This is a genomic window from Arthrobacter hankyongi, assembly GCF_022012395.1.
Taxonomy (GTDB): Bacteria; Actinomycetota; Actinomycetes; order Actinomycetales; family Micrococcaceae; genus Crystallibacter; species Crystallibacter hankyongi.
Map to the genome: position 1 here is coordinate 205,876 of NZ_JAKLTQ010000003.1, position 26,236 is coordinate 232,111.

Here is a 26,236-nt window from a genome sequence, read left to right on the forward strand (position 1 = left end):
CGCCATGCGTCCCGGCGCAGCCGGCATCCGCCCGATGACCGAGGCGGACGTTCCGGCCGTGGACGCCCTGGAGAAGGCCCTGTTCCCGGTGGACGCCTGGCCCACCTACATGTTCTACGACGAGCTGTCCCAGCCGGACACCCGCACCTACTATGTGGCTGTTGACGCGCTGGGCACCGTGATCGGCTACGCCGGCGTGATGTGCGTACCGCCGATCGCCGACGTGCAGACCATCGCCGTTGTCCCCGAACGCGAGGGGCAGGGGATCGGCACCGAACTGCTGGCCACGCTGATCGAGGAGGCCCGCGCGTTCGGGGCCCGGGACGTGCTGCTCGAAGTGCGGGCGGACAACCCGCGGGCGCAGCGGCTGTACGGCTGGTTCGGCTTCGAGCAGATCCACATCCGGCCGCGCTATTACCGCGACGGCGCGGACGCACTGATCATGCAGCTGGTGCTGGCCAACTGGACCGGCGTCCCGGCCCGGCGCAGCGAAGCCATCCCGGCGCCCCACAACATCACCGAGGAGACACAGTGAACCGCGAGAAGCCGCTGGTGCTCGGCATCGAATCCTCCTGCGACGAGACCGGCGTCGGGATCGTCCGCGGCGACGAACTGCTGGCCAACACCGTGTCCTCCTCGATGGAGGAGCATGTACGCTTCGGCGGAGTGATCCCGGAGATCGCCTCCCGCGCCCATTTGGACGCGATGATCCCCACGTTGCGCCAGGCCCTGGACGAGGCAGGGGTCACGCTGGACGAGGTCGACGCTCTGGCCGTGACATCCGGACCGGGGCTGGCCGGCGCGCTGATGGTCGGCGTCTGCGCGGCCAAGGCGCTCGCGCTTGCCACCGGCAAGCCGCTGTTTGCGATCAACCACCTGGTCGCCCACATCGGCGTGGGACTGCTCGACGGCGGCGAGCTGCCGCAGAACCTTGGCGCCCTGCTGGTGTCCGGCGGCCACACCGAGATCCTGCGGGTGAAGTCCATCACCGATGACGTCGAGCTGCTCGGCTCCACCATCGACGACGCCGCGGGCGAGGCGTATGACAAGGTGGCGCGCATCCTCGGGCTCGGCTATCCGGGCGGGCCGGCGATCGACAGGCTCTCCCGCGAGGGCAACCCGAAGGCCATCCGCTTCCCGCGCGGGCTCAGCCAGCCCAAGTACATGGGCAGCGCCGAGGCGCCCGGGCCGCACCGCTACGACTGGTCCTTCTCCGGCCTGAAGACCGCCGTCGCCCGCTGCGTGGAGCAGTACGAAGCGGCTGGCGAAGCGGTCCCGGTGGCCGACATCGCCGCGTCCTTCCAGGAAGCGGTGGTCGACGTGATCACGGCCAAGGCCATGCTGGCCTGCACCGAGCACGGGATCACCAACCTGCTGCTCGGCGGCGGCGTGGCGGCGAACTCGCGGCTGCGCGCGCTGACCGAGGAGCGCTGCGCGGCGCACGGGATCAGCCTGCGGGTGCCGCCGATCAACCTGTGCACGGACAACGGCGCCATGGTCGCGGCCCTGGGCGCCCAGGTGGTCATGGCCGGCGCCGGGCCCAGCGGCCTCACGTTCGCCCCGGATTCCTCCATGCCGGTGACGTCCGTCCACCTGTAGGCGGGCCCTGTTAGCATCGCCCCATGATGCTCCTGCGGCGTCCGGCCGCGGTCCTGTCGGTAACCGGGCTGGCGCTTGTGCTGGCTGGAATTGTCCTCTGCCTCACGTCGCCGCCCCATGACTTCGCACTCTTTGCCGGTGCGCCCTTCTCACCGCTGGACCTGCTCTCGGGCCAGCAGAAAGCGGGGCTGGCCGTTTCCGGCTTCGGGCTGCTGACTCTCGCCCTCGGTGCCGGCACCGCCTTGGGCCTCCGCCTGGCCAGGCGTGGCCCGTAACCCCTCCCCTCCATCCCTCCCACATCGACTTGACGGATAACGCCGTTTTCACGCCTGGAAAGGGCGTTATCTGGCAAGTCGATGGGGGATGGTGGGGCAGGGGTCAGTAGCCGTTGCGCAGCAGCTGGATGCCGTCCAGGACGACGGCGCGCAGGTCGTCGTCGTTCTCGGCGGCGATCCGCCGCTGGCGCTGGTAGCCGGCTCCGCGCTGCAGGATGCCCTCGATGTCGGCCAGTTCCTTGCTGCAGCCCAGCCGGCGTGCCACCGGCTCGAGCCGGTTGAGCACATGTTCGCGCAGGTGGTCGGTGACCAGCATTTCCTTGCCGGCTGCATCCAGGATCACGATCGCGTCCAGGCCGTAGCGGGCGGCCCGCCACTTGTTCTCCTGCACATGCCACGGCGGCATCGTGGGAATCGCCCAGCCCTCGTCCAGCACGGTGGAGAACTCCTCCACCAGGCACTGCGTCAATGCCGCGACCGCGCCGACCTCCTCCAGCGTGGCCATGCCGTCGCAGACCCGCATTTCGATGGTGCCCAGCCGGGGCACGGGCCGGATATCCCAGCGGATCTCGCTGATCACGTCGATCACCCCGGTGGTCACCATGGCCTGCACGTAGTCCTCGTAGGACGCCCAGGAGGGGAACTGGAACGGCAGTCCGGCGGTGGGCAGTTGCTGGAACATCAGCGCCCGCTGTGAGGCATAGCCCGTGTCCTCCCCGCCCCAGTACGGCGACGAGGCGGAGAGCGCCTGGAAATGCGGGAAGTAGTTGATCAGCCCGTCCATCACCGGCAGCGCCTTGTCCCGGTGGTCCAGACCCACATGGACATGCACTCCGTAGATCACCATCTGCTGGCCCCACCACTGGGTCCGGTCGATCAGCTTGGCGTAGCGTTCCTTGTCCGTCACCGGCTGGGAGCGCGGGGCGGCGAAGGGGTGGCTGCCGGCGCAGAAGAGTTCCACGCCCATCGGATCGGTGGCGGTGCGCACCGACGCCAGGCCGCCGGCCAATTCGTCCTTGGCCTGTTCCACGGAGGTGCAGATCCCGGTGACCAGTTCCACCGTGTTCAGCAGCAGCTCCTGCTTCACGTGGGGATGCTCGTCATCGTCCTTGAGTTCCGGGTGGTGGCTCTTCAGGTCCTGCAGTACGTCCTGGGCCACCGAGACCAGTTCGCCGGTCCGGCGGTCCACCAGCGCCAGCTCCCATTCCACGCCCAGGGTGGACCGGGCGGAGGGGGCGAAATCGATGTTCACTGGCGGCTCCTGAGGGCGGGGGACGGGCTGAGCGGGGGAGGGGGAGCCCAGCACGATTCTATTCCAGTGGTACGGTCTCAGATGTGAGTTTTTCCGGGCCGCGGCCATGGCGTGCAACACTTTCCGCCCTGGCCCTTTCAGCCGCCGTCCTGCTGTCCTCCTGTAGCGCCAACCCACCCGCTTCCGTACCGGGAACCGGTGCACCGCCGTCGTCGTCCGCGGCACAGCCGCAGGAGGAACCACCGCTGTCCTGGGGTCCGTCGCAACAGAATTACGACGACGCCAAGGCCGCGGTTGCGCACATGACCCTGGCCGAGAAGGCCGGCCAGGTCATGGTGGCATTCTACGCCGGGACGGACCCGGCGCCGCAGCTGCAGGCGATCAAGGACCTGCATCTGGGCGGCAGCATCATCATGGGGGACAACGTACCCACCGACGCCGGCGGCCGCGTGGACATCGCAGCGATGAAGACCGTCAATGAGTCCCTGCAGCAGGCGCTGTCCCAGGGCCGCAACTGGCCGGGGATCATTTCGGTGGACCAGGAAGGCGGCCTGGTGGCCCGGCTGCGGGCGCCGCTGACCGAGTGGCCGTCGCCGATGACCTACGGCGCCGCCGGCAGCGCGGACGTCTCCCGCAATTCGATGCAGGCACTGGCCACCGAACTGGCCGCGCTGGGCTTCACGATGGACCACGCACCCAGCGCCGACCTGACCGTGGGCGCGCAGGATCCGACCATCGGCGCGCGCTCGCTGGGCAGCAGCGGTGCGGTGGCCGGGCCGCAGCTGGCGCCGCTGCTGGCAGGTTTCGAAGCGGCCGGAGTGCTGCCCAGCGTCAAGCACTTCCCCGGCCACGGCTCGGTGACCACCGACTCGCACCTGGCCCTGCCCGAGCAGAAGGCGTCCCTGGCGCAGCTGCGGAAGCGGGACTGGGCACCCTTCCGGGACGCCATCGCTGCCGCCGCGCCGGTGGTGATGATGGGCCACATCGCCGTCGACGCGCTCGAACCGGGCATGCCCTCCTCGCTGTCCGCCGCCAGCTATAAGGCACTGCGCGGGCTGGGCTTTGAGGGCGTGGCGATCACCGACGCGCTGAACATGGGCGCCATCGAGTCCACGTATCCGGGCGGGCAGGCTGCGCCGATGGCCCTGCAGGCCGGGGCTGACCTGCTGCTGATGCCGGCGGATCCGTATGCCGCGCACGCCGCCATTGTGGCCGCGGTCAAGGACGGTTCCCTGCCGCAGCAACGGCTGGACGAGGCTGCCACCCGCGTGGCCACCCTGCAGCTCTGGCAGGAATCCCTGCACAATTCCCTCGGCAAAGAGGTACCCCTGACGGAGGTGGGAGCGCACCTGGCCGAGTCCAAGGCGGCCTCGGCGGCGGCGCTGACAGTGCTGACCGGGCAGTGCTCCGGCGACCAACTGCACGGCTCGCTCACGATCCGGGGTGCCGATGCCCAGGACGTGCAGCGGCTGACCGAGGCGGCCCGGGCCCGCGGACTGCAGGTGGGCGGCGGTCCGGTGCTCACCCTGCTCGACGGCGGCGAAGCCGGCTCGGGGGATATCGCCGTCGCACTCGGCGACCCCTGGGGCCTGGCCGCTGCCGATGCCCGGCTGAAGGCCGCGTTGTACGGGGACACCCCGGCGGCGTTCGAGGCGTTGCTGGACTACCTGACCGGCGAGGCGCCGGCACCTGGCAAATTGCCGGCCAAGGTGGGCAGCTACGCGGTCGGTACCGGCTGCAAATAGTCCCTTAGCGTCTGGCGGGACCGGCGGCCCGTATCCGGCTCCGATCTTCTGAGTAGTCAGCGGACGGAGCCCGTATGGACTACTGATGTGCCGGCAACTTGGGCTTCCTAGACTGCAATCGTAGGGGCAATTCGAGTACGTTTCTTCACCGCACAGCGGCGCTCGGTCACGGGCGCCTACCGCCATGTTCCCTGCGGCAGCCAGGCTGCCTCGGAAACATGGCGGTTCCCATGCGGAGCCGGCGGCGGCGCCTCGCGTGAGCGACGCATGCCCCCAGCCGTCGCCGGTTCCATCCCGTATGCCCGGCTGCCGGCCACCGGGCTGCAAGACAACGCGGTCGACGGCCCTTCCACGTGTCCTTTGGTGGAAGCAACTGAAGTATCTGGGGGATCTTCATTGAAATACGTAGGCGCATCAGGTAGTGACTCAACAATACCGACGACGGCGGCAGCCGTTGGCTCCGGCCCGAACGCACCTGGGGAGTCCGGCACCTGTCCCGGGGCAGCGGTTTTTCCCAGCCGGTCGGCAGCAGTCGAGCGGACCTTGCTGGAAATCATCAACCACACCATCGCCGCGCACCCCGCAGCCGCGGCCATCGACGATGGTGCCGGTCCGCTGACCTACCAGGAGCTCGGGGTCAGGATGCAGGGCGTGGCGCGGCACCTGTGGAGCGCCGACATCGGAGCAGGTGACCGGGTAGGGGTGCGGGTTCCGTCCGGCTCCGCGGACCTGTACATAGCGATCCTTGGGGTGCTTGCTTCCGGCGCCGCCTATGTGCCGGTGGACGCGGACGAGCCGGACGAGCGTGCGGCAACGGTGTGGCAGGAGGCCGGCGTCTGCGCCGTCATCGGTGCCGGCCTGGAGGTCTCGCTGGTGCCGGAAGTCCGGCCGCTGGGACAGATTCCGCAGCCGCATCTTGATGACGATGCCTGGATCATCTTCACCTCCGGCTCCACCGGCAAGCCCAAGGGCGTGGCGATCACCCACCGGTCCGCAGGAGCCTGGGTGGATGCCGAGGCCGAAATGTTCTGCACCGACCGGCCCCTCGGACCGGGCGACCGGGTGCTGGCGGGATTGTCGGTTGCCTTCGATGCCTCGTGCGAGGAGATGTGGCTGGCATGGCGCAACGGCGCCTGCCTGGTGCCGGCACCGCGGTCCGTGGTCCGCTCCGGTGCCGATCTGGGTCCGTGGCTGTCCGAACGGCACATCACTGTCGTTTCCACCGTGCCGTCGCTGGCGGCCCTGTGGCCCGCGCAGGCGCTGGAAAATGTCCGGCTGCTGATCTTCGGCGGGGAGGCCTGTCCGAACGAACTGATCGCGCGGCTGGCCGGCCCGTCGCGGGAGGTGTGGAATACCTACGGTCCCACCGAAGCCACGGTCATTGCCTGCGGTGCGCAGCTGGACGGGACTCCGCCGGCGCGGATCGGCCTGCCGTTGCGCGGCTGGGAGCTGGCCGTGGTGGACCCTGACGGCCAGCCGGTCAACTGGGGCGAGGAGGGCGAGCTCATCATCGGCGGCGTCGGTCTGGGCCGCTACCTGGACCAGGCGAAGGACGCCGAGAAATATGCGCCCATGCCGGCCCTCGGGTGGGACCGGGCCTACCGCAGCGGTGACTTGGTCCTGGCCGATCCGCAGGGGCTGGTCTTTGTGGGCCGGGCGGACGAGCAGGTCAAGCTCGCCGGCCGGCGGGTGGAGCTGGGCGAAATTGACCAGGCGCTGACCGAACTGCCCGGGGTCGCAGCAGCGGCCAGCGCGGTCCGGACGACGCCGAGCGGCAACAAGGTGCTGGCCGGGTATCTGGTGCCGGCGTCGAGCGGGAGCATCGACCTCGCTGCGGCCCGTGCCCGGCTGGCGGAAAAGCTGCCGGCCCAGCTGGTGCCGGCACTGGGGATCATTGACGAACTGCCGCTGAAAACCTCGGGCAAGGTGGACCGGAAAGCGCTGCCCTGGCCGCTGGCGGGAGGCTCCGGAGCGCAGGGTGGCGTCCCGGAGCTCAGTGGCGACGCCGGCTGGCTGGCGGAGCAATGGACAGACCTGCTCGGTCCGCAACCGCTGACCCAGGACAGCGATTTCTTCGCAGTGGGCGGAGCCAGCATGTCTGCCGCCCAGCTGGTTTCAGCCCTGCGGGACCGCTATCCGGACGTTTCGGTAGCGGACATCTACGACCATCCGACGCTGGGCGGCATGGCCGCCTTCCTGGGCACGCTGCAGGCCGCCGACGTCCGGCAGCGGACCATCCGCCCGACGCCCTGGTGGACCGGTCTGCTGCAGTTGCCCGTGGTGCTGGGCCTGTACGGCATCGTGGGGCTGCGCTATGTCACCGGCATCGCGATCGTCTGTCTGGTGCTTTTCCAGCTCACCGACGCCCCCTGGATGCCCAACCCGCCGCTGCTGCCGACGCTGGCGGCGTGGGTGGTGCTGTACAGCCTGCCGTTCCGGTTCCTGTTGGCCGTCGGTTCAGCCCGCATTCTGCTGGCCGGTGTCCGGCCAGGTACCTACCGGCGGGGCGGGTGGCTCCACGTCAGGCTGTGGGCTGTGGAACGGATTGTCACCTTCTGTAAGCTGGAGCCTGCGATGGGGACCCCGCTGGCGCCGTGGTATGCCCGGGCGTTGGGCTGCTCGGTTGGCAGGCATGTCCACTTGGACACGATGCCGCCGGTCACCGGCCTGGCTGTCATCGGTGACGGGGCAACCATCGAGTATGAGGTTGACCTGGCCGGGCACTGGCTCGACGGCGACCTGCTGCATGTTGGCCCGGTGCAGGTGGACGCGACAGTCCGGGTCGGTACCCGCTCCACCCTGATGCCGGGCGCGCATGTTGAAGCCGGCGCCGAAGTGGCCCCCGGCACCTGCGTCACCGGTGTCGTCCCGGCGGGTGAACACTGGGCCGGTTCGCAGATGCAGCGAATCGGCACCGCCGGCGAGGATTGGCCCCCGGCGCCAAAGCACCGGAAGCCGGGCAGCACGAGGTTCCTGTACCCTCTTGGCCTGGCCGTGCTGGCCCTGCTGCCGCTGGTCAGCATGGTACCCGGCGGGTTGCTGATGATCCAGGTCATCGCCGGCATCGGCCGGCTCGAGGACGCGCTCTGGATGCTGGCTGCGTGGAGCCCGCTGTTCATCGTGGCGACGTTGGCCGTCTATCTCTGCCTGACTGCGGGAACGGTCCGGCTGCTCGGCAGGCTGATGAAGCCCGGCTTCCATTCGCTGGACGGCCGCGCAGCCTGGGCGGCGTGGCTGACCAACGCCCTGTTGACCAAATCCCTCATCTCCACCTATCCGCTCTATGCCAGCCTGGCCACACCTGCCTGGCTGCGCCTGCTGGGCGCCCGGGTCGGCCGGAATGTGGAGATCTCCACGGTGGAAACCGTGCCGCACCTGACCAGTGTCGCGGACCGGTCCTTCCTGGCCGACCATTCGATGGTTTCCGCCCCGCGGGCCCGTTGCGGGTGGCTGCACCTGGGGCCGGCGACCGTGGGCGAAAAATCATTTGTCGGCAATTCCGCCATTGTCGGTCCGGACCGGAATGTGCCGGCAGATTCGTTGATCGCCGTCCTGTCCTCGGCTCCGAAGGACATGCCGGCCCGCTCATCCTGGTTCGGCCGTCCGGCAGTGGAACTTCCGCGCCCGGTGGATGATGCGGAAGGCAGCCGGACCTACCATCCTGCGCGGCATCTGGTGCTGGCCCGGGCCGCAGTCGAATGCTGCCGGATCCTGCCTGCCATCTTCACCGCCTGGCTGGCCCTGTGCACCGTGTACGTGCTTTTTTCGATCAATGCGGAGGCGGGCCTGGCGGCCATGGTCGCCTGGTCGGGGCCGGTCCTGTTGGCCAGCGCCGTTGCCGCCTGCCTGATGGCACTGGCAGCGAAATGGGCGCTGGTCGGACGGTTCAAACCGTCCGAACACCAGCTCTGGACGTCGTTCGTCTGGCGCAACGAATTGGCCGATGTCTTTTCCGAATCCCTCGCCGTGGCCGGACTGATCCGGATGAGTCTGGGAACTCCGCTGCTGAACGCCTGGCTGCGGCTGATGGGCACCAAAGTCGGCCGCGGTGTCTGGTGCGAGACCTGGTGGCTCCCGGAGTTCGACCTGATCCACCTGGCCGACGGCGTCAGCGTCAACCGGGGCACGGTGCTGCAGACCCACCTGTTCCACGACCGCATCATGCGGATGGACACCGTTCGGCTGCAGGCCGGCTCCACCCTGGGTCCGAACAGCATTGTGCTGCCCGGCAGTTCGCTGGGTGAACAGGCCACCGTGGGCGCCTGCTCGCTGGTCATGCGCGCCGAAAACGTACCGGCCGGCGGCAGCTGGGCCGGCAACCCGATCCGCAACTGGCCGGAGCACGCGGCAGCGCCTGCGCAGCCGGCGTTCATCGGCAAGTAAGAGTCGAGCAAGAGGGGACTAGAGGGGCATGACGACAATCGAGAATTTTGGCAACAGCGCCGCTTCAAAAGGCTACCGGGCCTTCGGCTCCGTGTTGACCGCCATGGTGACCCCGTTCGACCGGCACGGAGGGCTGGACGAATTCGGCGCCGAGAAACTGGCCGCCTGGCTCACCCAGGACGGCTGGAACGACGGCGTGGTGGTCAATGGCACCACGGGGGAATCGGTCACCACCTCCGATCGGGAAAAGATCGTGATGATAGAGAGCGCGAAACGGGCGCTGGAACGCCGCGGGAAAAAGGTGATCGCGGGAGTGGGGGCCGGGGATACCCGCCACAGTGTCGCGATGGCAGAGGCTGCCGCCGCGCACGGTGCTGACGGCCTGCTGGTCGTCGCGCCGTACTACTCCCGGCCCACCCAGGCCGGCATCCTGCAGCATTTCCGTGCCATCGCCGACAGCACCCCGCTCCCGGTCATGCTCTACGACCACCCTGGCCGTACCGGGGTAGCCCTTGAACCGGACACCCTGGCGGCTGCCGCCGAGCACCCGCGGATCATTGCGGTCAAAGACGCCAAAGGTGACCTGGAAGCGTCGTCCTGGGTGATGCGGCGGACCTACCTGTCCTACTACTCCGGGGACGACGCACTGAATCTTCCGCTGCTCTCGATCGGGGCCGTGGGCATGGTGTCGGTGGTCGGGCACCTGGTCGGCGACCGGCTGCGCAGTCTCCTTGACCACTATTCCAACGGGCGGATCGGTGAGGCACTGGCCCTCCACCGCGAACTGTTGCCGGTTTGCCGCGGCATGTTCCGTGCCCCGGCGGCCGCCTCGGTCAAGGCAGCGCTCAAGTCGCTGGGACTTCCGGCCGGACCGGTCCGGTCGCCGCTGGTGGATTTGGACCAGCACGAAACCCAGGCCTTGCTCGCGGACATGACCTCGACGGGCGTGCTCGCGCCGCTGCCGGCCTAAGCCGGCGATGAGCACGGGAATGAAGGAACGATGAAGGATCAGAAGAAAGGGCCTGCCTCGAAACGCTTCCTTGGCGTCGATGCGGCCCGCGGCGCAGCCCTGATCGGGATGATGGCGATCCACATCATGCCTGCCTGGAACGACAATGGCGACCCGACGCTGGTCTGGACCTTCTTTGCCGGAAAGTCGGCGGCCCTGTTCGCGCTGCTGGCCGGCGTATCGCTCACCTTTTCGTCCGGCGGGGCACGGCTGCTGAACGGCCGTGCCCTCCTCGGCGCCCAGGCAGGCCTTGCCGTGAGGGCCCTGCTCATCGGCTTGCTCGGTTTGTTACTGGCTTACCTGAACCCGCCGGCCGCCATCATCCTGGCCTATTACGGGATGATGTTCCTGCTGGCAGTGCCATTGTTGGGCTTGGGACCGCGGGCCCTGGCCCTTGCTGCCCTCGGCTTCGCCATCGTGGGACCGGTGCTGATGCAGGACGTGCGCAACGGGCTGTCTGACCTGGACGGCTTCGATCCGACGCTGACCAGCCTGATCACCCAGCCGGCCGACGTCGTCGGTGTCCTGCTGTTCACCGGCAGTTATCCGGTCATCCCGTGGATGGCCTACATCTGTGCCGGCCTGGCGATTGGACGACTGGACCTCGGCTCGGCGGCCGTCCAGATCCGGCTTGCCGTCGGGGGCGTGGTGCTGGCGGTCGGAACCTGGCTGTTGTCCCTGCTGCTCCTCGGGCCGCTGGGCGGACAGGAACGCATCCTGGCCGCGACCCCGTGGCTGGATGCTGAAGGTTATGCCGACATCCTCACCTACGGCCCGGACTTCGGACTGCCCACGACCACCGGCTGGTGGCTGGCTATCCCGGCTCCGTATTCAACCACGCCTCTGGAAATCCTGATGACCCTGGGCACCGGCATGGCAGCGCTGGGCACCATGTTGCTGCTGGCCCGCAGCTTTGCCTGGGTGCTGACGCCGCTGGCTACCGCGGGCGCCATCACGTTGACGCTGTATTCGGGCCATCTGGTACTCCTCGCGACGGGCCTGCTCGACCAGCATCCGGAGGTTGCCTTGGGCGTCCATCTGACCGCGGCCTTGCTGTTCGCGTTTATCTGGCGGAACGTCACCGGCCGCAGGCCGGGGCCGCTTGAAGGCCTGGTCTCGGCCGCAGTCAAGCGGACCCGCGCCAAAGTCTTGGCTGCCGGACAGTACCGGCAGCCTGCCGACCCGGCCGGACCCGACCTGTAGGGCAGGCAAACAGATGGTCTGGCGGCGTTTCACCGTGTGGGTGGCCAGCGCGGTGCTGGCGGTCCCGGCACTGCTGCTGCCGGCGCTGCCGGCCAACGCGGTGCCGGCACCGGTCGGCAACCCCTGCCAGCGGCTGACCGCGGGCGGAGTCCGTTACCCGGCCACCGACGCCGTCCGGGTTGTTTTTGCCACGGCCGCCTCCTACAAGGATGTCCGGGTACTCATCACCGGATGCGTCCGGACCGGCGGCGGGTACGTCCAGGAATGGCAGACCACGGGGTTCGCCGGTGCCGCCGGCTTCGCGCCACCCGGGAAGATGTGGGAAAACACCGCATATTCGCCGATGGGGTCCTTTTCCTTCACCGAGGCCCTGGGCCGGTCGAATCCGGGAACCGCGCTGGAATACCACACGGTCAACCCGTTTTCCCGGTGGGGCGGCGAACACGGACCCACCTACAACCAGTACTTCGAAGGCCGTGACGGCGGCGCGGACGAGGACCTCTGGTACTACATGAACGAGGGGTACTACGAGCAAGCAGCAGTGATCAACTGGAACCGCGAGCCGGACATGCCGACCGTCCAGGGGGCTTCCTTCGCCATCTTCTTCCACGTCGGGGACGAGGCAACGGTGGGCTGCATCGCCACCGACCTGGGCACCGTGACCCGGCTCCTGAAAACCGTCAAGCCTGGGGACCGGATTATCATGGGCGTGGATCGGGAGGTCTTCACTCCCGGCACGGGCGGCACTCCGGTGTCCGAATCACCCAGGCCCCGCCCCATGGACACTGTGAACGGCCTGATCGCGGTCTGTGTACTTGCTGTTTGCGGTGCAGTTTTCGGCAACGGGCGCAGGATCCTGCCCTAAGCTGGAAGGTGCCAGCCGCCACGATGCGGGTTTCAAGGTTCTAGGGCTAGGGTGCATCAGTGACGACCGACGGGCAGGATCCGGGCAAGGATCTGTACGAGGAACGGCTCAAATTGCTGGCCGGCCTCTGGATGCCGGACGCCCCGTCCTGGGAGGATCTGTCCGAAGAGGAGAAGGACCGGTGGCGGGGCTACGCCCGGGAGCAATGAGCTGGATGGTCCGCAGCTCGTGCCGCGGCCTGGAACGTTCGCGCCGCCGGGCTTCCTAGTACGCCGGGGTGGCGGCCATCGGCGCCGCCGTCGGACAATTTTCAGGCCGCGGCGGACAGTTAGGCGCCCGGCACTGGTTGTGGAAGTGCCAAGTGAGTAGCCTGAGGCAAATACCCGTATCCGTTACTCAGGTGCCGGGCGGAGTCCCGGCCTACGCTGAAGGTGCTGCTGGGAACGGCAGCCCCCCCAGACGGAGCCGGCGGCGGTGCCTCCATACCGGAGGCTGCCCCAGCCGCCGCCGGTTCCATTTAGGGAACAGGCTCCACCACAATCGCCACCCGGTCCTCGCCGATCCGGGTCAACACCAGTGTGGCCTTGTTCGGTCCTTTACCGGAGCCGGTCAGCAGGGTCTTGCGCAGCTCGTCCGGGGCAACGGCAGTGCCACGCTTCTTGATTTCCAGCACACCGATCCGGGACGCCTTGACCCAGGCCTTGAGCTTCTTGACATTGAACGGGCGCACCTGCAGGACCTTGTAGGCCCGGGCGAACGGGGTGGCCGTCAGATCGGGGGCGCAGATGTAGGCGATGTGCGGATCCAACAGGTGCCCGCCCAGCTGACGGGCCACGTCGGCCACCAGGCCTGCCCGGATGACGGCGCCGTCGGGCTCGTAGAGATAGCCCTCGGCCGGACCAAGTTCCACGTCCTGGTGGTTCCGGTCATAGTCGATGCCGCTGGTCAGTTCGGCCGAGCCGCCGTCGCGGATCACCAAGGCCGCCCGGCGGATTCCGGGCCGGGCGAGCTCGTTGAACCAAAGCGCCGCCTCGGTCACCTCGCCGTGGACCGAGATCCACTGCGCCTCGCAGTTCTCCGGCAGCGATTCGTGCGGGATGCCCGGCCCCATTTTCACGCCCACCGGCAGGCCGCGGTCCGCCAGCGACTCGACGAAGGACAACGGCGGGGAGAAGGCCTCGGGATCGAAGATGCGCGTGGTACCGGACGACGTCGTGGTGCGCCGCGCCGGATCCAGCCAGACGCCGTCGACGTCGGCCAGGTCCACCTCGGTGGCGTCGGCATTCACCACCGTGGCCTCCGGCCACGGCATCAGGTTGATGGTGGCGACGGCGGCGGTGGTTTCGTCCTGTTCGACGGCGGTGACCTTGCGGTCCAGCGTGGCCAGGGCCATGGCGTCGGCCCCGATGCCGCAGCCCAGGTCCGCGACCCGTTCCAGGCCTGCGGCGGCGAAACGCTGGGCATGCAGGGCGGCGATGTTCAGCCGGGTGGCCTGTTCCAGGCCCGCGTGGGTAAAGAGCATGCGCTCGGCAAACGGGCCGAATTTGGCGGCGGCTTTGGCCCGCAGCCGGGACTGGGTCAGCACCGCCGAGACGAGCTCGGCGGAGTGCCCGGCCTTGCGCAGCTCGAGATTGGTTTTCAAGCTGTCGCCGTCCGAATAGGGCCCGAGCGAATTCAGCAGCTCCCAGCCCTCGGAAGTCAGCAGGGGGGCGATATGTTCATATTCGGCTGCGGTCCCGGTCATGCTGTTAAGCCTAGTCCAGCAGGGCTGTTAGGCTCCCTGCCATGGACAGCCCCCTGCCGCAGGCAGCAACCTACCTGGCCGCCGCCGCCAGCTTCCGGGAATTGCTCGCCAGGGTGCCGCCGGACGCCTGGGACCGCCCGGGCCTGGGCCACTGGACGGTGCGCACGCTCGCCGGGCACACCAGCCGCGCGCTGGTGACGGTGCTGACCTACCTGGACCAGCCGGCGGAGCGGGTGGAACGGGAATCGGCCGCCGCCTATTTCAGCGGGCTGGATTTCAGCTCATCGCCGGACATCACCGCCCGGGCCGTGGCCGCCGGCGAGGCGCTGGGGGAGGATCCGCTGGCCACGGTGGACGGCCTGCTGGCCCGGCTGCAGCAGCGGCTGCCGCGGGAAACCGACAGGGTCATCCACACCATCGCCGGCGGCATGCGGATCAGCGACTATCTGCCCACCCGCATCTTCGAACTGGCCGTGCACTCGCTGGACCTGGCGGCGGCCTGCGGGCTGGCCGTCCGGCTGCCACCGGACGTGGAACGCGCAGCGGCCGAACTGGCGGTGCAGATCGCCGTCGGCCGCGGCGACGGCGCTCCGGTCCTGCAGGCCCTGACCGGCAGGGCAGCGCTGCCGCAAGGATATTCGGTGGTCTAACCCCCGCACCCACCCCACCCGGCTATGGCCGGTTGCGGATGGCGACGGCGGAGACCACACCGCCGGCGTAGAGCAGCAGCGCGGCGGCCAGGGCTGCGCGGCGGAACCCCGGATAGTCCAGCACGCCGCCGGTGATCGTACCGGCCGCGGCGATGGCAACCAGTCCGGCGATGCGGGCCACTGCGTTGTTCACCGCAGAGGCAATCCCGCTGCGTTGCGGTGCTACCGCGCCGAGCACCGCGGCGGTCAGCGGCGCGACGGTAGCGGCCAGGCCCAGGCCGGCCAGCAGCACACCGGGCAGGATCTGCGGCCAGAAGGCCAGCGGCTCGTGTACGGACACCATGAGCAGGAACCCGGTCCCGGCGAGCACCGGCCCCGCGGCCATGAACAGGCGAGGCCCGTACCGGCCCGAGAGCCTGCCGAACCAGGCAGCCAGGGCGAGCGAGAGTACGCTCATCGGCAACGTCGCCAGGCCGGCGGCGGCAGCGCTGAAGCCGGCGGCCTGCTGCAGGAAGACCGGAAGCGCGAACAGGCCCAGGGCCAGGCCGGCATAGATCCCCGCCGTGGCGATATTGCCGACGCCGAAATTGCGCTCGCCGAACATCTGCAGCGGCATCATCGGGTCAGGGGTGCGGTGTTCACACCACACAAAGACCGCCAGGCTGATCAGCCCGGCGGACAGCGGCACCAGCACCCGCGGGTCCGTCCAGCCGAGCCGCTGCTGCTCGATCAGCGCGAACACCGGACCGGCCAGGCCGGCTGCGGTCAGGCACACGCCCAGGACGTCGACCGGCGGCCGGGAAGCAGCCCGGGGCGGATCGGCCAGCCGGGCCAGCAGCCACAGGGTGGCGGCGACCGGCAGCACGTTCACGGCAAAGACCACCCGCCAGCCCACCGTATCCACCAGCAGGCCGCCGAGTACCGGGCCGATGATGTAGGCCGTGCCGGTCCAGGCCGTCCACACGCCGATCGCCCGGTGCTGCTCGCGTCCGCCGAAGGTCGAGGTGATCAGGGCCAGCGAGGCCGGCACGAGCAGCGCGGCGCCGCTACCCTGAACAATGCGTGCCGCCACGAGGCCGGCCGCGGCCGGCGCCGCCGCGCAGGCCAGCGAAGCAGCCCCGAAGACCAGCAGGCCCGCCCGCAGGATCCGGATCCTGCCGAACACATCGGACAGGGCGCCGGCCACCAGGATCAGCGCGCCCAGGGCCAGCAAGTAGCCGCCCACCACCCACTGCTGCACGGCCAGTCCTCCGCCGAGGTCCCGGTCAATGGCCGGCAGCGCCACATTCACCACGGACGCGTCCAGGAAAGCCACGAAGGACGCCAGGATCGCCACCCACAGCACCGTGGCTTCCCCGGACAGGCTCCGCATCGGTCCGGACCGGGGGCGTCCGCGGCGGGCTGGCGGGCTGTGGGTAGGCATGAACCGGGATACTACTCTCCGGCTGCTGCCTTCAGGGACGGGCTGTCACCCTCACCTTCTGTACGGCGTTGTTGCCCATGCCCTGGACGTTCCATTCCGGCTCCAGCGGCTGGATCTGGCCGATGGCATCCATGGCCCGGCACATCAGCTCGTGTCTGCCCGGCTCCGCCTGCCAGCGGAAGGACCAGCCACGCCAGGCGAACTCACCGTCCGGCGGGTCCAGCTGTGCGTCGGACCAGACGCCGTCGACGGCGACCTGGACCTGCCGGATGGGCGCCCGGCCGGACCAGGCCCGCCCGCGCAGCAGCACCGGCCCGGACTCGACCAGCCGGTCCCGGGTGAAGAAGTCCGGGATGCCCGGCGGCACCATCAGCGAACGGACCCGTATCCGGGTGACCGGCTCGCCCGGGTCGTCCGCAGAGGCTTGGTATCGGTAGAACGCCATCTGCTGGAAGCCCGTGAACGGCGCGGTCACGGCCTCGATCCCGGTCAGCCATTTCACGCTGGCCATGCCGTACCAGCCGGGCACCACCAGCCGCACCGGGAAGCCATGCTGCGGCGGCAGCGGCGCGCCGTTCATGGCGTAGGCCAGCAACACATCCGGGGACATCGCCTCGGAAACCGTCAGGCTCCGGGCATAGTCCTGTTCCTCGCCGCCCTGGACGCCCCGGTCCGCCCCGGTGAACACAATGTCCACCGCCGCAGCTTCCACGCCGGCCTCCTCGAGCAGCGCAGCCAGCGGGGTGCCGGTCCAATCGGCGGTGCCGATCCCGCCGTGGATCCACGGCTGGCTCACCGGCCGCGGCTCGAGCATGCTCCGGCCGTTGCCTGCGCACTCCAGCGTGACGGCCAGCGTGCGCTGTTCGCGGGCCTGCAGCTGGGCCAGCGTGAACTCCAGCGGATGGCGGACCGCGCCGCCGATCCGCAGCCGCCAGGCTCCGGCGTCGATGACGGGGACATCGAAGTGGATGAGCAGATAGTGCATGCCGGCCGGGGTGCGGTCGACGGCGAGCATCTCCAGCGGCATGGCATGGTTGCGGGAGGCCAGCTGCAGTTCTTCGGCGGTCAGCGGCACAGCCGGTGCGGCCCCGGCTCCCGATTGCGGTTTGGGAAGGGTCTTCATGGGTCCAGTGTTGGCCGCGGCCGGGACGGTGTCAGGAACCTGGGTTCCAGATCGCCAGTTCCGCCAGCCGGCCGGGTTCGACGACGACGATCCGGTCCCGTTCGGTGCGCACCACGCCGGCTTCGCGCAGTTCGCGCAGGATGCGCACCACCACCTCGCGCACCGAGCCCACGGCCTGCGCCAGTTCCTGCTGCGTGGTGCGGGCGGCCAGCTCCGGGGCGGCACCCGGCCAGGGCACGGGCAGGACCGGCTGGCCGGCGTCGGGTCCGGCAGCCAGGTCCAGCAGGTGCCGGGCCACCCGCTGGCGCACCGAGGTGAAGGCGCTGCCCGGGATCTCAGCCATGAAGCCGAGCACGCGCTCGCTCAGTTCGCGCAGGAACACCTGGGCCACCGGCAGCTCGCGCGCCGCGGCACCGCGCGCCCGCCCGGGGGAGAGCCGCAGCAGTTCGGCGTCGGTCAGCGCCACCGCGCTCGCCGGCTGGGCGAAGTGCGGCGCGAACAGGGACACCACCCCCATCAGCGACCCGCGGCGGCAGTAGCGCACCGTGATGGTCCGTCCGTCCGGCGCCGTGGCGTAGAACTTCAGCAGCCCGGAGACCATCAGTTCCAGGTGCGGGGCCGAATCGCCTTCACGGTGGGTCACCGTGCCGGCCGGAACCCAGACCCGGGTGCAGCCGGCGAGCAGGTCATCCAGCAGCGGCGCCGGCAGGCTGCCCAGCTGCGACGCGGAAACCGCCCGCTGGGCCAGGGCATCCGCGCTCCAGCCACCCACCGGCTGTCCGCCGTTCAGTTTCTGCGCAGGATTCTGTGCCACCTTGACCTCCCGGTCCGCAGCAGGCCCTGCTCTTATGCTAAGCCCGCCGGGCCCGGCCCGAAGCGTCCGGTGGCCGGCTGCGCCGGGGATCCGGGCGGATAAAGGCCGGGCGGGTCCGGCACCTCTGGCGGGCCGGTGCCGGCTGTGCCACCGTGGAAGGTATCCACCCAACTGCCATTCGGCTTTAAGGACGACATCATGTTCACTCCAAAGCGCGCCTTCAGCGGCTTCAGTGTCAATGACACTGCGGCCGCCAGACAGTTCTATGGGGAAACCTTGGGCCTGGCGGTGGCCGAGGGGCCGATGGGCATCCTCGACCTGACGCTGCCTGGCGGCGCCAAGGTCATCATGTACCCGAAGCAGGACCACGAACCGGCCTCCTTCACCATCCTGAACTTCGCCGTGGACGACGTCGAAGCGGCAGTGGAAGAGCTTAACAAGCGCGGCGTGCTGACCAAGATCTACGACGATCCGCAGCTGCCGACCGACGACAAGGGAATCATGCGCGGGCATGGGCCGGACATCGCCTGGTTCAAGGATCCGGCCGGCAATGTGCTCTCGGTGATCCAGGCGGAGTAGGCCCCTGCCCGGCGGCCTGCTGGCCCCGCAGCGGCTCAGACGACGGCGTTCCGCCGTGCTGCCTCGCGGAACCACATCGCGCTGAGCTTGGGAATCCGCTCCAGCGTCTTGAAGTCGATGTAGATGAGGCCGAACCGGTTGCCAAAGCCGGCGTTCCACTCCAGATTGTCCTGCGCGCTCCAGTGGAAGTACCCCGCCACCGGTACACCCTCGGCAGTCGCACGCTGGAGCTCCGTGAGGCAGGCCCGCAGGAACATTACCCGGTCCGAGTCGTACACCTTGCCGTCGTCGGCGACCACGTCGGAGGCCGCCCAGCCGTTCTCAGTGATGTAGACCGGCGTGGCGCCCCAGAGCGACCGGACGTGGCGTGGCGCCCAGTACATGACCTCGGGCCCGACGATGTGCCAGCCGGACTTCATCGTCGGATGCGACTCGTTGATCGGGATGACCCGGTACCCCGGCGGCTCGTCGGACGGTGCCACGTAGCAGTCCGGCACGTACACATTGATGCCCACGAAGTCGAGCGGGGAGGCGATCGTCCGCAGCTCCTCGTCGGTGAACCTCGGCGCATCCCGGCCGGCGTTCGTGAGGTAGGCATCGGTGTAGCGGCCCTCGAGCATGACTGTCACGAACGGGGCGTTCAGCTCGCGGGTGGCCGTCTCCGCCGCCTTGACGTAGTCCGGTCTGTCGATCGCAGGGACGGCGGCCCGGATGTTCTCGGCGAAGCCCACCCGGGTGCCTGCTCGGCCGCGGGCGCGGATCGCCTGCACGGCCAGGCCGTGTCCGAGCACCGCGTGGTGCCGGACCTGGTTGAGCTCGGCGTCGGAGAGGCTGAGTCCCGGGGCGATGCTGACGTGGTAGGTCTTGCCGCCGCCGATGTCGAGGTCGGCCCCTCGGTGGCCCATGTCCACGAATGACCGGAACTCATTGATGGTGAAGTAGTGCTGCACGCGGTCGCCGAGTTGCCCGGCGACATAGCCGGCGTAGTCGGCGAACGCCTTCGCCGTGTCCTTGGACTGCCAGCCGCCGTGTCGGTCCTGCAGGGCCTGCGGCAGGTCCCAGTGGTACAGCGTCGCGAACGGCTCGATGCCGGCGCCGAGCAGCTCGTCGGCGAGCCTGCTGTAGAAGTCCAGCCCCTTCCGGTTCGGCGCCCCAGTACCGTCGGGAAAGATCCGCGGCCAGGCAATCGAGAACCGGTATGCGGTGGCGCCGATCGACTTCATCAGCGCGACGTCTTCGCGGTACCGGTGGTAGTGGTCGTTGGCTACGTCGCCGTTGTCGTTGTTGCGGATGTTGCCGGGCGTGTGGGCATAGGTGTCCCAAATGGACCCACCCTTGCCGTCCTCGTTCCACGCACCTTCGATCTGGTAGGACGAGGTGGCGACACCCCAGCGGAAGCCGTCCGGAAACCGGAGGCCGGCAGCTGCGCTCATCTTCACGACCTCCTGGCATCTGGTCTGGGATCACCATGGCCCCTAGGGCGGCCGTTGGCAAGGCTTCGCTGACGGCCGCTGTCGGCTGCCGGCCAGGCGCCTTCGGCGCTCCGGAAGCGTGGCGCCGCGGCGGCATCCTAGGCGAAATAGACGCCGATCCGGTTGCCGTCGATTTCCTCGATCCGGATGTCGATGTCGTAGACCTCGCGCAGCACCTCCGGCTGCATGATCTGCCCGGGCGTGCCCTGGTGCAGCAGCCGGCCGCCGCGCATGGCCAGGATGGTGTCCGAATAGCACGAAGCGAAGTTGATGTCGTGGATGACCACCACCACCGTCTTGCCCAGTTCGTCGGCCAGCCGGCGCAGCAGGCGCATCATCTCCACCGAGTGCTTCATGTCCAGGTTGTTCAGCGGCTCGTCCAGCAGCAGGTAGCCGGTGTCCTGCGCCAGCACCATGGCAATGAACGCCCGCTGCCGCTGGCCGCCCGAGAGTTCGTCGACGAACCTGTCCGCCAGCGTCAGCAGGTCCAGCTGTTCCAGGGCGTACTCGATGTGCCCGCGGTCCTCGGCCGTGGGCCGGCCGCCCGAATGCGGGAACCGGCCGAAGGCCACCAGGTCCCGGACCTTCAGGCGCATGGTCAGGTGGTTCTCCTGGCGCAGGATGGCCATCGTCCTGGCCAGCTCGCGGCTTCCGGTGGCGGCGACGTCGAGGCCGCCCACCGCCACGCTTCCGGCGTCCATCGGCTGCAGCCGGGAGATCAGCGACAGCAGCGTGGACTTGCCCGCACCGTTCGGGCCGATGATGGAGGTGACGCCCTCGGAGGGGATCTCGGCGCTGACCTGGTCCACCACCCGGGCGGTGCCGTAGGACTTGCAGACGCCGGAAAGCCGGATCACTTTAGGGAACCTTTCAGCAGCAGGAACAGGAACAGGATGCCGCCGGCGAATTCGATGATGATGCTCAGCGCGGTATCGAAACCGAACACCTGCTCCAGCACCAGCTGTCCGCCGATCAGCGCCACCGCACCGAGCAGGCCGACAATCGGCAGCAGCCAGCGGTGCGAGTATTCGCGGCAGAGTTGGTAGCCCAGGCTCACCACCAGCAGCCCGAAAAAGGTCACCGGACCCACCAGCGCCGTGGAGACCGCCACCAGCACCGAGCACATCAGCAGCACCCAGCTGACCACCCGGCGGTGGTCCACGCCCAGATTCACTGCGGTATCCCGGCCCAGCGCCAGGACGTCCAGAGTGTGGCGCAACCGCCACGCCGCCGCCGCGATGGCCCCGACCACCGCCGCCGAGGCCCAGAGAAGGGCCGGATCCACCTGGTTGAAGGAGGCAAAGAACAAATCCTGCAGGATGATGTATTCGCTCGGATCCATCAGCCGCTGCAGCAGCGAGGACCCTCCGCGGAAGAGTGTGCCCAGCACGATCCCGACCAGCAGCATCAGGTGCAGTGAGCGCGCGCCGCCGGTGAACAGCCAGCGGTAGAGCAGCCCGGAAAACAGCACCATGAGCAGCACCTCGGCGGCGAACTTCCCGACCACCGGCGCCGTGGCCAGCGTACTCCCGCCCACGGCGAAGACCAGTGCGGTCTGGATGAACAGGTAGAGCGAGTCGAAACCCATGATCGAGGGGGTGAGGATCCGGTTGGCCGTCACTGTCTGGAACATCAGCGTGGACAGGCCCACGGCCACGGCAACCAGCAGCATCGCGGCGACCTTGACTGCGCGGCGGGGCAGGACGTAGCCGAGGTTGCCGCGCAGATCCAGGGTCATGAAGAGCACGACGGCGGCCAGCGTGGCGATAGCGAGCATAGCCAGCACGACGGCGGGGGAGGCCGCGCGCGGCAGTCCGCTCCGGCGTCGTGCAGTCAGTTCCGGTGCCTGCGGCACCGCCGCCCGGTCAGCCACGGGCCTTCCTCCCGCGCAGCAGCAGGAACAGGAAGATCACTGCGCCGAGCACGGACATGACCATGCCGACGGGAACCTCGTAAGGGTAGCGGATGGTGCGTCCCAGGATGTCGCAGCCAAGCACGAAGCCGGCGCCGAACACGGCAGTCCATGGCACGGCCCGGCGCAGGTTGTCCCCGAAGATCAACGAAACGATGTTGGGCACCACCAGGCCCAGGAAAGGTACCGCGCCCACGGTGGTGACCACGACGGCGGAAATCAGGGCCACCAGGGTCAGGCCCAGGCGCATGATCGCCTTGTAGTTCATCCCCAGATTTGTGGTGAAGTCGGCCCCCATGCCGGCCACCGTGAAACGGTCGGCGGCGATGTAGCCGAGCACCGTCAGCCCGGCGACAATCCAGAGCAGTTCATAGCGCCCGCGCAGCACCCCGGAGAAGTCGCCGATCATCCAGTTGTTCAAGGTCTGCAGCAGGTCGAAGCGGTAGGCGAAGAAGGTGGTGACCGACGCGATGACGCCGCCGAGCATGATCCCGACCAGCGGCACCAGCAGCGTATTGCGGGCCGGCAACCGGCGCAGCACGGCCAGGAACAGGGCGGTTCCGGCCAGGGCGAAGCCGCTGGCGATGCCCATCTTGGCCAGCAGCGGGGCGGCCGGGGCGAGCACGGTGACCACCAGGATGCCCAGCGTGGCCGATTCCACGGTGCCCACGGTGGACGGTTCGACGAACCGGTTGCGGACCATCAGTTGCATGATCAGTCCGGCCACGGCGACGGCGGTACCGGCGAGGATGACGGCCAGGGTGCGCGGGACGCGGGAGATCCAGAAGATGTCCCAGGCGTCCTGGCTGCCGGAGAGCAGGGCGGGCAGCGAGACGTCGGAGACCCCGACGAACATGCTGGCGGCCGCGAGGATGGCAGTGCCCCCTCCGGCCAGGGCCAGCAGCACGGCCTCGCGCACCGCGGCGCGGTGCGCGTCGGAACGGCCGGCCGCCGACGGCGATGCTGCGTCCGCGGCGGCCGGCCGGTTGACGGCGGATATTGCCATGCTTGCGTTCCGTCGTGCCTGGCTACAGCGCCGTGGCGACGGCGTCGATCATCTTGGGCAGGTTGTTCAGCCCGTATCCGACGAGGTACCAGGACGAGGAATCCAAGGCGATGATCTTGTCGTTCCTGGCGGCCTTGGTGGACTTGACCAGGTCGTTGTCCAGGACCGCGGAAGCAGCCGCGGCCTCGGTGCCCATCGCGGTGTCGCGGTCGACCATGAAGAGCAGATCGGGGTTGGTTTCCTTCACGTACTCGAAGGAGACCGACTCGCCGTGGGCGCCCTCGGCCTTGACCTCGGCGGCCGTGGGCACGCCGAGGACGTCATGGACCAGGCCGAACCGGGAGTTGGAACCGTAGGCGGTGACTTCGCCTCCGGAGGTCATGATGACCAGGCCCTTGCCGGCATCGGCGGCCTGGGCCTTGGTGTCCTCGATCTGGGTGTCGATCGCGTCCAGTTTTGCGTTGACCCGGTCCTCGGCGTCGAAGATCCGGCCCAGGTTCTGCGTCTGCTCGGTAAAGGATTCCAGCGGCTTCGTGGTGTCGACGGACAGGTCGACGGTGGGGGCGATCTTGCTGAGCTCCTCGTAGGAGCCGGCCGTGCGGCCGGAGATGATGATCAGGTCCGGATCCCCGGCGGAAATGGCCTCGAAGTCCGGCTCCTTCATCGAGCCGATCTTGGTGTACTTTGCGTCCTCATACTTGGCCAGGGACTGTGGGAACTCTGCCTCCGGCACGCCGTCGGCCTCCAGGCCCAGCGCCTCCATGCTGTCCAGCACGCCCAGGTCGAAGGTGTAGACGGTCTGCGGATTGACAGGCACCGCGGTGGAGCCTTGCGCATGGTCGATGGTGACGGTGGGACCATCGGCCTCGGCGGATGCGCCGGCATCCTGGCCGCAGGCACTGAGGGCCAGTAGGGAAATGGAGGCACCTGCTGCCAGCAGGCGGGACTTGACTCTCATGTTCACGTGGATGCTCCGTCGCAGGTCGTAGCCGGAGGCTCCCGTGTCCGCCTCCGGCATTAGATAACAAAACTGTGGTTTATTTCGGTTCGCCCCCGACGCTATCGGTTAGGTTAGCCTTACCGCAACTTCCGCGGCAGTGCGGTGAATCACGCCGGAACCTCGAAAGGGCCGCTTCCAGCCACCGTCTTGTTATGGTGCGAGGCCCGACTTCCCCGACGGCCGAGGTCTCGCGCCCCAAACGTCAATAGCTGCCAGTGAGGGCGGAAAGTCTTCCTTCCGGCCCATTCAGAAGGGCGGCGGCAGGTCCTGGCCGGCGTCATGCCCAGAGCCGTCGGCGGATTCACCGCTGCCAGCGCTGCGCTCCGGCGGCCCGCTGGCGGTTTCCCCGGCACCAGTTCCGGCGGCCTGTGTCCCGGCGGCTCCTGTTGTGCTGGTTTTCGTTCCGGCGGCGTCGGGCCTGGCGGTCCCCTTCCCGGGCCCGGGGGGTCTTGGCCAGCTGATGTCCCAGCCCTCATCGGGATCGGTGCTGTAGCGGTGGCCGGTGCGGGCGGTCCAGCAGATGCGCCCGTTTGGTCCCGGGCTGGCTTTCCAGCCGCCGTGGTGCTTGGCCCGGTGATGGGCCTTGCACAGGCACTGCAGGTTCTCGAGGGTGGTGTCACCGCCGTCGTCCCAGGCAATGATGTGGTCTGTTTCGCACCGGGCTGCGGCGCGGCGGCAGCCCGGGAACCGGCAGTGCCGGTCGCGCAGCCGGACCAAGCGCTTGAGCCAGGCAGGCGGGATGCGGAGGGCGCGTGCAGCAGCGACGGCGCGGCCGTGGTCGTCGGTGAGCACGGGCAGCCAGGCCTTGGCCAGGGAGGCGAGTTCCCGCGCCTGGCCTGCTGTGATGGGGCCGTAGCCGACGAGGTCCCCGGGTTCGTTGCTCAGGCCTGCGGCGGTTTCCAGGGGCAGCGTCACCGCGACCGCGGTAGCAACAGGTTCGGTCGCCGGTCCGCCGCCCGGAGGCTTGGAGGCACCGGACAGGGTGGACGCAGGGGCCTCGCCGGACGCGTCGGAACAGGCCGGTGTGCCGCAGCCTGCCATCAGGTCGGTGAGTGCGTCGGCGCGCAGTTGCGGCAGTGTCCGGGACTCGCCGGGGCCTTGGAGGGACCGCGCGAGAGCCTGGACGCGGTCATAGATCAGGAATGCCTTGTCCGCGCCGGTACGGATCCACAGTTCGGCCATGCCGTCGTCCTGCGGGACCACGGCGACGTCGCGGGTCTCAAAGGCGCGCTTGTGCCGGACCTCCAGGTCCTCGGGGTGCAGGCGGTGCCGGGCCGTGCGGGCGCGGGCTTGGACGCCTTCTTTGGTGATGGTCCCGGCGCCGGGAACCACTGCCTTCTCGAACTCGGGCAGGATCCCGGCGGGCAGGTCCGCCGAACCGCGGGCGATGGCCACAGCGCGGGGAAGGTCCAGGTCCCCTGCAGTCATGGCGGCCAGGGTGTCCGGCAGGTGGGTACAGATCTGGGCCGCGTCGGCAAGTTGCTTCCGGGCCGCAGCTTCGCCCATGGCCAGTGCGGCGACAATCTCTCCGGCGGCGAACCGGGAAAACCCGTCAGCCGCGCCGGCCTCGTTGCCGGTGGCCGGGCGCAGCACCGTGAACCGGTGCAATGCCTTCGCGATCAGGGACTGCGCCATGCGCTCAAGGCGCGCGGCGGTAGTGAGGAAGTCGATGGTTTCGGAATCGTCCAGGGCGCTGATGTCCAGGGCCGCCAGCTGCCGGGCCAGGTCCACAGCCGGGTGCGGCGCGGATGCCGGCCTGGCGTCCGCCGCCTCGGCGCCTGGCCGGTCGGCCGGTGTGGGAGGCGGGTCTTCCTGCCAGGCGGCCGGGGCGGATCGGAGGCGGGCGGAATCGGGAAGGTTCAGCTGCCCGGCCCACGCATCCAGCAGCAACTGGTGGGCGCAGAGCTCCAGCACGGAACGGCTCCCGGGATCCGGGAGGGCAAGTCCTGCATGCCGCTGGCCTTCCATGTCCCCACACTACGATCCGCTGCTGACAGTTTTGGACCCGGACAGCCCGTGCAGGAAAAACCCGGGCGGGACGGCGGCGGGGCCCGGCGCGGTGCCAGGCCCCGCCGGCTGCATCCAAGCTGCCGGGAGCAAGTATTTCGCGACTTGCTGGCACTCGCCTTGACCGAGTGCTAACCCGTCTCATAGAGTCGCAGTTAGCACTCTCCCTTCGAGG

Annotated in this window: 22 protein-coding genes; 11 read left to right on the forward strand and 11 right to left on the reverse strand. The window is 69.0% G+C overall.

Annotated features, from left to right (window positions below; genetic code table 11):
- Positions 1-4: 4 nt before the first annotated feature.
- The 3 genes from rimI to LVY72_RS07215 are packed head-to-tail and all read left to right on the forward strand — an operon-like array spanning position 5 to position 1,874.
- Positions 5-535 (forward strand): ribosomal protein S18-alanine N-acetyltransferase, encoded by a 531-nt coding sequence (rimI, locus tag LVY72_RS07205; protein WP_237819364.1) that lies wholly within the window; start codon positions 5-7, stop codon positions 533-535.
- Complete coding sequence (tsaD, locus tag LVY72_RS07210; protein ID WP_237819172.1) at positions 532-1,599, forward strand: tRNA (adenosine(37)-N6)-threonylcarbamoyltransferase complex transferase subunit TsaD; 1,068 nt, start codon at positions 532-534, stop codon at positions 1,597-1,599. Before rimI ends, tsaD begins: the two co-directional genes overlap by 4 nt.
- Before the next feature lie 23 nt (positions 1,600-1,622).
- On the forward strand, positions 1,623-1,874 hold the full coding sequence (locus LVY72_RS07215; RefSeq protein ID WP_237819175.1) for a hypothetical protein: 252 nt from the start codon (positions 1,623-1,625) through the stop codon (positions 1,872-1,874).
- A 103-nt stretch (positions 1,875-1,977) separates the two neighbouring features.
- Here LVY72_RS07215 and LVY72_RS07220 read toward each other — a convergent pair whose 3' ends face one another.
- Entirely contained in the window at positions 1,978-3,126 is a 1,149-nt protein-coding gene (locus LVY72_RS07220) for a glutamate--cysteine ligase (protein WP_237819177.1), read from the reverse strand.
- Between the two features lie 302 nt (positions 3,127-3,428).
- On the opposite strand from LVY72_RS07220, the gene LVY72_RS07225 reads away from it, so the two are divergent.
- From LVY72_RS07225 to LVY72_RS07250, 6 genes are all read left to right on the forward strand, one after another.
- On the forward strand, positions 3,429-4,871 hold the full coding sequence (locus LVY72_RS07225; protein WP_237819179.1) for a glycoside hydrolase family 3 N-terminal domain-containing protein: 1,443 nt from the start codon (positions 3,429-3,431) through the stop codon (positions 4,869-4,871).
- Positions 4,872-5,414: 543 nt separating this feature from the next.
- Positions 5,415-9,254 (forward strand): Pls/PosA family non-ribosomal peptide synthetase, encoded by a 3,840-nt coding sequence (locus LVY72_RS07230; protein ID WP_237819181.1) that lies wholly within the window; start codon positions 5,415-5,417, stop codon positions 9,252-9,254.
- 28 nt (positions 9,255-9,282) lie between these two features.
- Entirely contained in the window at positions 9,283-10,224 is a 942-nt protein-coding gene (gene dapA / locus LVY72_RS07235; protein ID WP_237819183.1) for a 4-hydroxy-tetrahydrodipicolinate synthase, read from the forward strand.
- 30 nt (positions 10,225-10,254) lie between these two features.
- A complete protein-coding gene (locus tag LVY72_RS07240; protein ID WP_237819185.1) occupies positions 10,255-11,466 on the forward strand; it encodes a heparan-alpha-glucosaminide N-acetyltransferase domain-containing protein in 1,212 nt (403 codons plus the stop codon).
- 13 nt (positions 11,467-11,479) lie between these two features.
- Positions 11,480-12,331, forward strand: a complete 852-nt coding sequence (locus LVY72_RS07245) for a hypothetical protein (protein WP_237819187.1) — start codon at positions 11,480-11,482, stop codon at positions 12,329-12,331.
- 59 nt (positions 12,332-12,390) lie between these two features.
- On the forward strand, positions 12,391-12,540 hold the full coding sequence (locus tag LVY72_RS07250; protein ID WP_237819189.1) for a hypothetical protein: 150 nt from the start codon (positions 12,391-12,393) through the stop codon (positions 12,538-12,540).
- A gap of 308 nt (positions 12,541-12,848) precedes the next feature.
- Here LVY72_RS07250 and LVY72_RS07255 read toward each other — a convergent pair whose 3' ends face one another.
- Positions 12,849-14,075 (reverse strand): class I SAM-dependent methyltransferase, encoded by a 1,227-nt coding sequence (locus LVY72_RS07255; protein ID WP_237819191.1) that lies wholly within the window; start codon positions 14,073-14,075, stop codon positions 12,849-12,851.
- Between the two features lie 41 nt (positions 14,076-14,116).
- Here LVY72_RS07255 and LVY72_RS07260 point away from each other — a divergent pair, with 41 nt between their 5' ends.
- Positions 14,117-14,725: a maleylpyruvate isomerase family mycothiol-dependent enzyme gene (locus LVY72_RS07260; protein WP_237819193.1), complete on the forward strand. Its 609-nt coding sequence runs from the start codon at positions 14,117-14,119 to the stop codon at positions 14,723-14,725.
- Between the two features lie 22 nt (positions 14,726-14,747).
- Here LVY72_RS07260 and LVY72_RS07265 read toward each other — a convergent pair whose 3' ends face one another.
- The 3 genes from LVY72_RS07265 to LVY72_RS07275 are packed head-to-tail and all read right to left on the reverse strand — an operon-like array spanning position 14,748 to position 18,085.
- On the reverse strand, positions 14,748-16,148 hold the full coding sequence (locus LVY72_RS07265) for an MFS transporter (protein ID WP_237819195.1): 1,401 nt from the start codon (positions 16,146-16,148) through the stop codon (positions 14,748-14,750).
- A gap of 31 nt (positions 16,149-16,179) precedes the next feature.
- Positions 16,180-17,271, reverse strand: a complete 1,092-nt coding sequence (locus LVY72_RS07270) for a sulfite oxidase (protein WP_237819197.1) — start codon at positions 17,269-17,271, stop codon at positions 16,180-16,182.
- Between the two features lie 31 nt (positions 17,272-17,302).
- Positions 17,303-18,085, reverse strand: coding sequence for a Crp/Fnr family transcriptional regulator (locus LVY72_RS07275; protein WP_237819199.1), 783 nt, complete (start codon positions 18,083-18,085; stop codon positions 17,303-17,305).
- 198 nt (positions 18,086-18,283) lie between these two features.
- Between LVY72_RS07275 and LVY72_RS07280 the strand changes: the two genes are divergently transcribed.
- A complete protein-coding gene (locus tag LVY72_RS07280; RefSeq protein WP_237819202.1) occupies positions 18,284-18,664 on the forward strand; it encodes a VOC family protein in 381 nt (126 codons plus the stop codon).
- 35 nt (positions 18,665-18,699) lie between these two features.
- Here the strand turns inward: LVY72_RS07280 and LVY72_RS07285 are convergent, their stop codons facing one another.
- The 6 genes from LVY72_RS07285 to LVY72_RS07310 form a co-directional block, all read right to left on the reverse strand.
- The gene (locus LVY72_RS07285; RefSeq protein ID WP_237819204.1) at positions 18,700-20,097 is read right to left on the reverse strand and encodes a GH1 family beta-glucosidase; all 1,398 of its coding nucleotides are present in this window, start codon (positions 20,095-20,097) and stop codon (positions 18,700-18,702) included.
- A 137-nt stretch (positions 20,098-20,234) separates the two neighbouring features.
- Positions 20,235-20,993 carry an iron ABC transporter ATP-binding protein gene (locus LVY72_RS07290; protein ID WP_237819205.1) on the reverse strand — a complete coding sequence of 253 codons (759 nt, stop codon included), beginning with the start codon at positions 20,991-20,993 and terminating at the stop codon, positions 20,235-20,237.
- Positions 20,990-22,009, reverse strand: coding sequence for an iron chelate uptake ABC transporter family permease subunit (locus LVY72_RS07295; protein ID WP_237819207.1), 1,020 nt, complete (start codon positions 22,007-22,009; stop codon positions 20,990-20,992). Before LVY72_RS07295 ends, LVY72_RS07290 begins: the two co-directional genes overlap by 4 nt.
- Positions 22,002-23,054, reverse strand: coding sequence for an ABC transporter permease (locus LVY72_RS07300; protein WP_237819209.1), 1,053 nt, complete (start codon positions 23,052-23,054; stop codon positions 22,002-22,004). Before LVY72_RS07300 ends, LVY72_RS07295 begins: the two co-directional genes overlap by 8 nt.
- Before the next feature lie 22 nt (positions 23,055-23,076).
- On the reverse strand, positions 23,077-24,018 hold the full coding sequence (locus LVY72_RS07305) for a siderophore ABC transporter substrate-binding protein (RefSeq protein WP_443627201.1): 942 nt from the start codon (positions 24,016-24,018) through the stop codon (positions 23,077-23,079).
- Between the two features lie 282 nt (positions 24,019-24,300).
- Complete coding sequence (locus LVY72_RS07310; RefSeq protein ID WP_237819211.1) at positions 24,301-25,968, reverse strand: HNH endonuclease signature motif containing protein; 1,668 nt, start codon at positions 25,966-25,968, stop codon at positions 24,301-24,303.
- Positions 25,969-26,236 lie beyond the last annotated feature (268 nt).

Excerpts from the sequence above, each read along its gene's own strand:
- LVY72_RS07285 (WP_237819204.1), bottom strand. The coding sequence starts at position 20,097 with ATGAGCGCAGCTGCCGGCCTCCGGTTTCCGGACGGCTTCCGCTGGGGT.
- LVY72_RS07255 (WP_237819191.1), bottom strand. The coding sequence starts at position 14,075 with ATGACCGGGACCGCAGCCGAATATGAACATATCGCCCCCCTGCTGACT.
- LVY72_RS07260 (WP_237819193.1), top strand. The coding sequence starts at position 14,117 with ATGGACAGCCCCCTGCCGCAGGCAGCAACCTACCTGGCCGCCGCCGCC.
- LVY72_RS07240 (WP_237819185.1), top strand. The coding sequence starts at position 10,255 with ATGAAGGATCAGAAGAAAGGGCCTGCCTCGAAACGCTTCCTTGGCGTC.
- LVY72_RS07215 (WP_237819175.1), top strand. The coding sequence starts at position 1,623 with ATGATGCTCCTGCGGCGTCCGGCCGCGGTCCTGTCGGTAACCGGGCTG.
- LVY72_RS07245 (WP_237819187.1), top strand. The coding sequence starts at position 11,480 with ATGGTCTGGCGGCGTTTCACCGTGTGGGTGGCCAGCGCGGTGCTGGCG.
- LVY72_RS07265 (WP_237819195.1), bottom strand. The coding sequence starts at position 16,148 with ATGCCTACCCACAGCCCGCCAGCCCGCCGCGGACGCCCCCGGTCCGGA.
- dapA (WP_237819183.1), top strand. The coding sequence starts at position 9,283 with ATGACGACAATCGAGAATTTTGGCAACAGCGCCGCTTCAAAAGGCTAC.
- LVY72_RS07270 (WP_237819197.1), bottom strand. The coding sequence starts at position 17,271 with ATGAAGACCCTTCCCAAACCGCAATCGGGAGCCGGGGCCGCACCGGCT.
- LVY72_RS07300 (WP_237819209.1), bottom strand. The coding sequence starts at position 23,054 with ATGGCAATATCCGCCGTCAACCGGCCGGCCGCCGCGGACGCAGCATCG.
- rimI (WP_237819364.1), top strand. The coding sequence starts at position 5 with ATGCGTCCCGGCGCAGCCGGCATCCGCCCGATGACCGAGGCGGACGTT.
- LVY72_RS07225 (WP_237819179.1), top strand. The coding sequence starts at position 3,429 with ATGACCCTGGCCGAGAAGGCCGGCCAGGTCATGGTGGCATTCTACGCC.
- LVY72_RS07280 (WP_237819202.1), top strand. The coding sequence starts at position 18,284 with ATGTTCACTCCAAAGCGCGCCTTCAGCGGCTTCAGTGTCAATGACACT.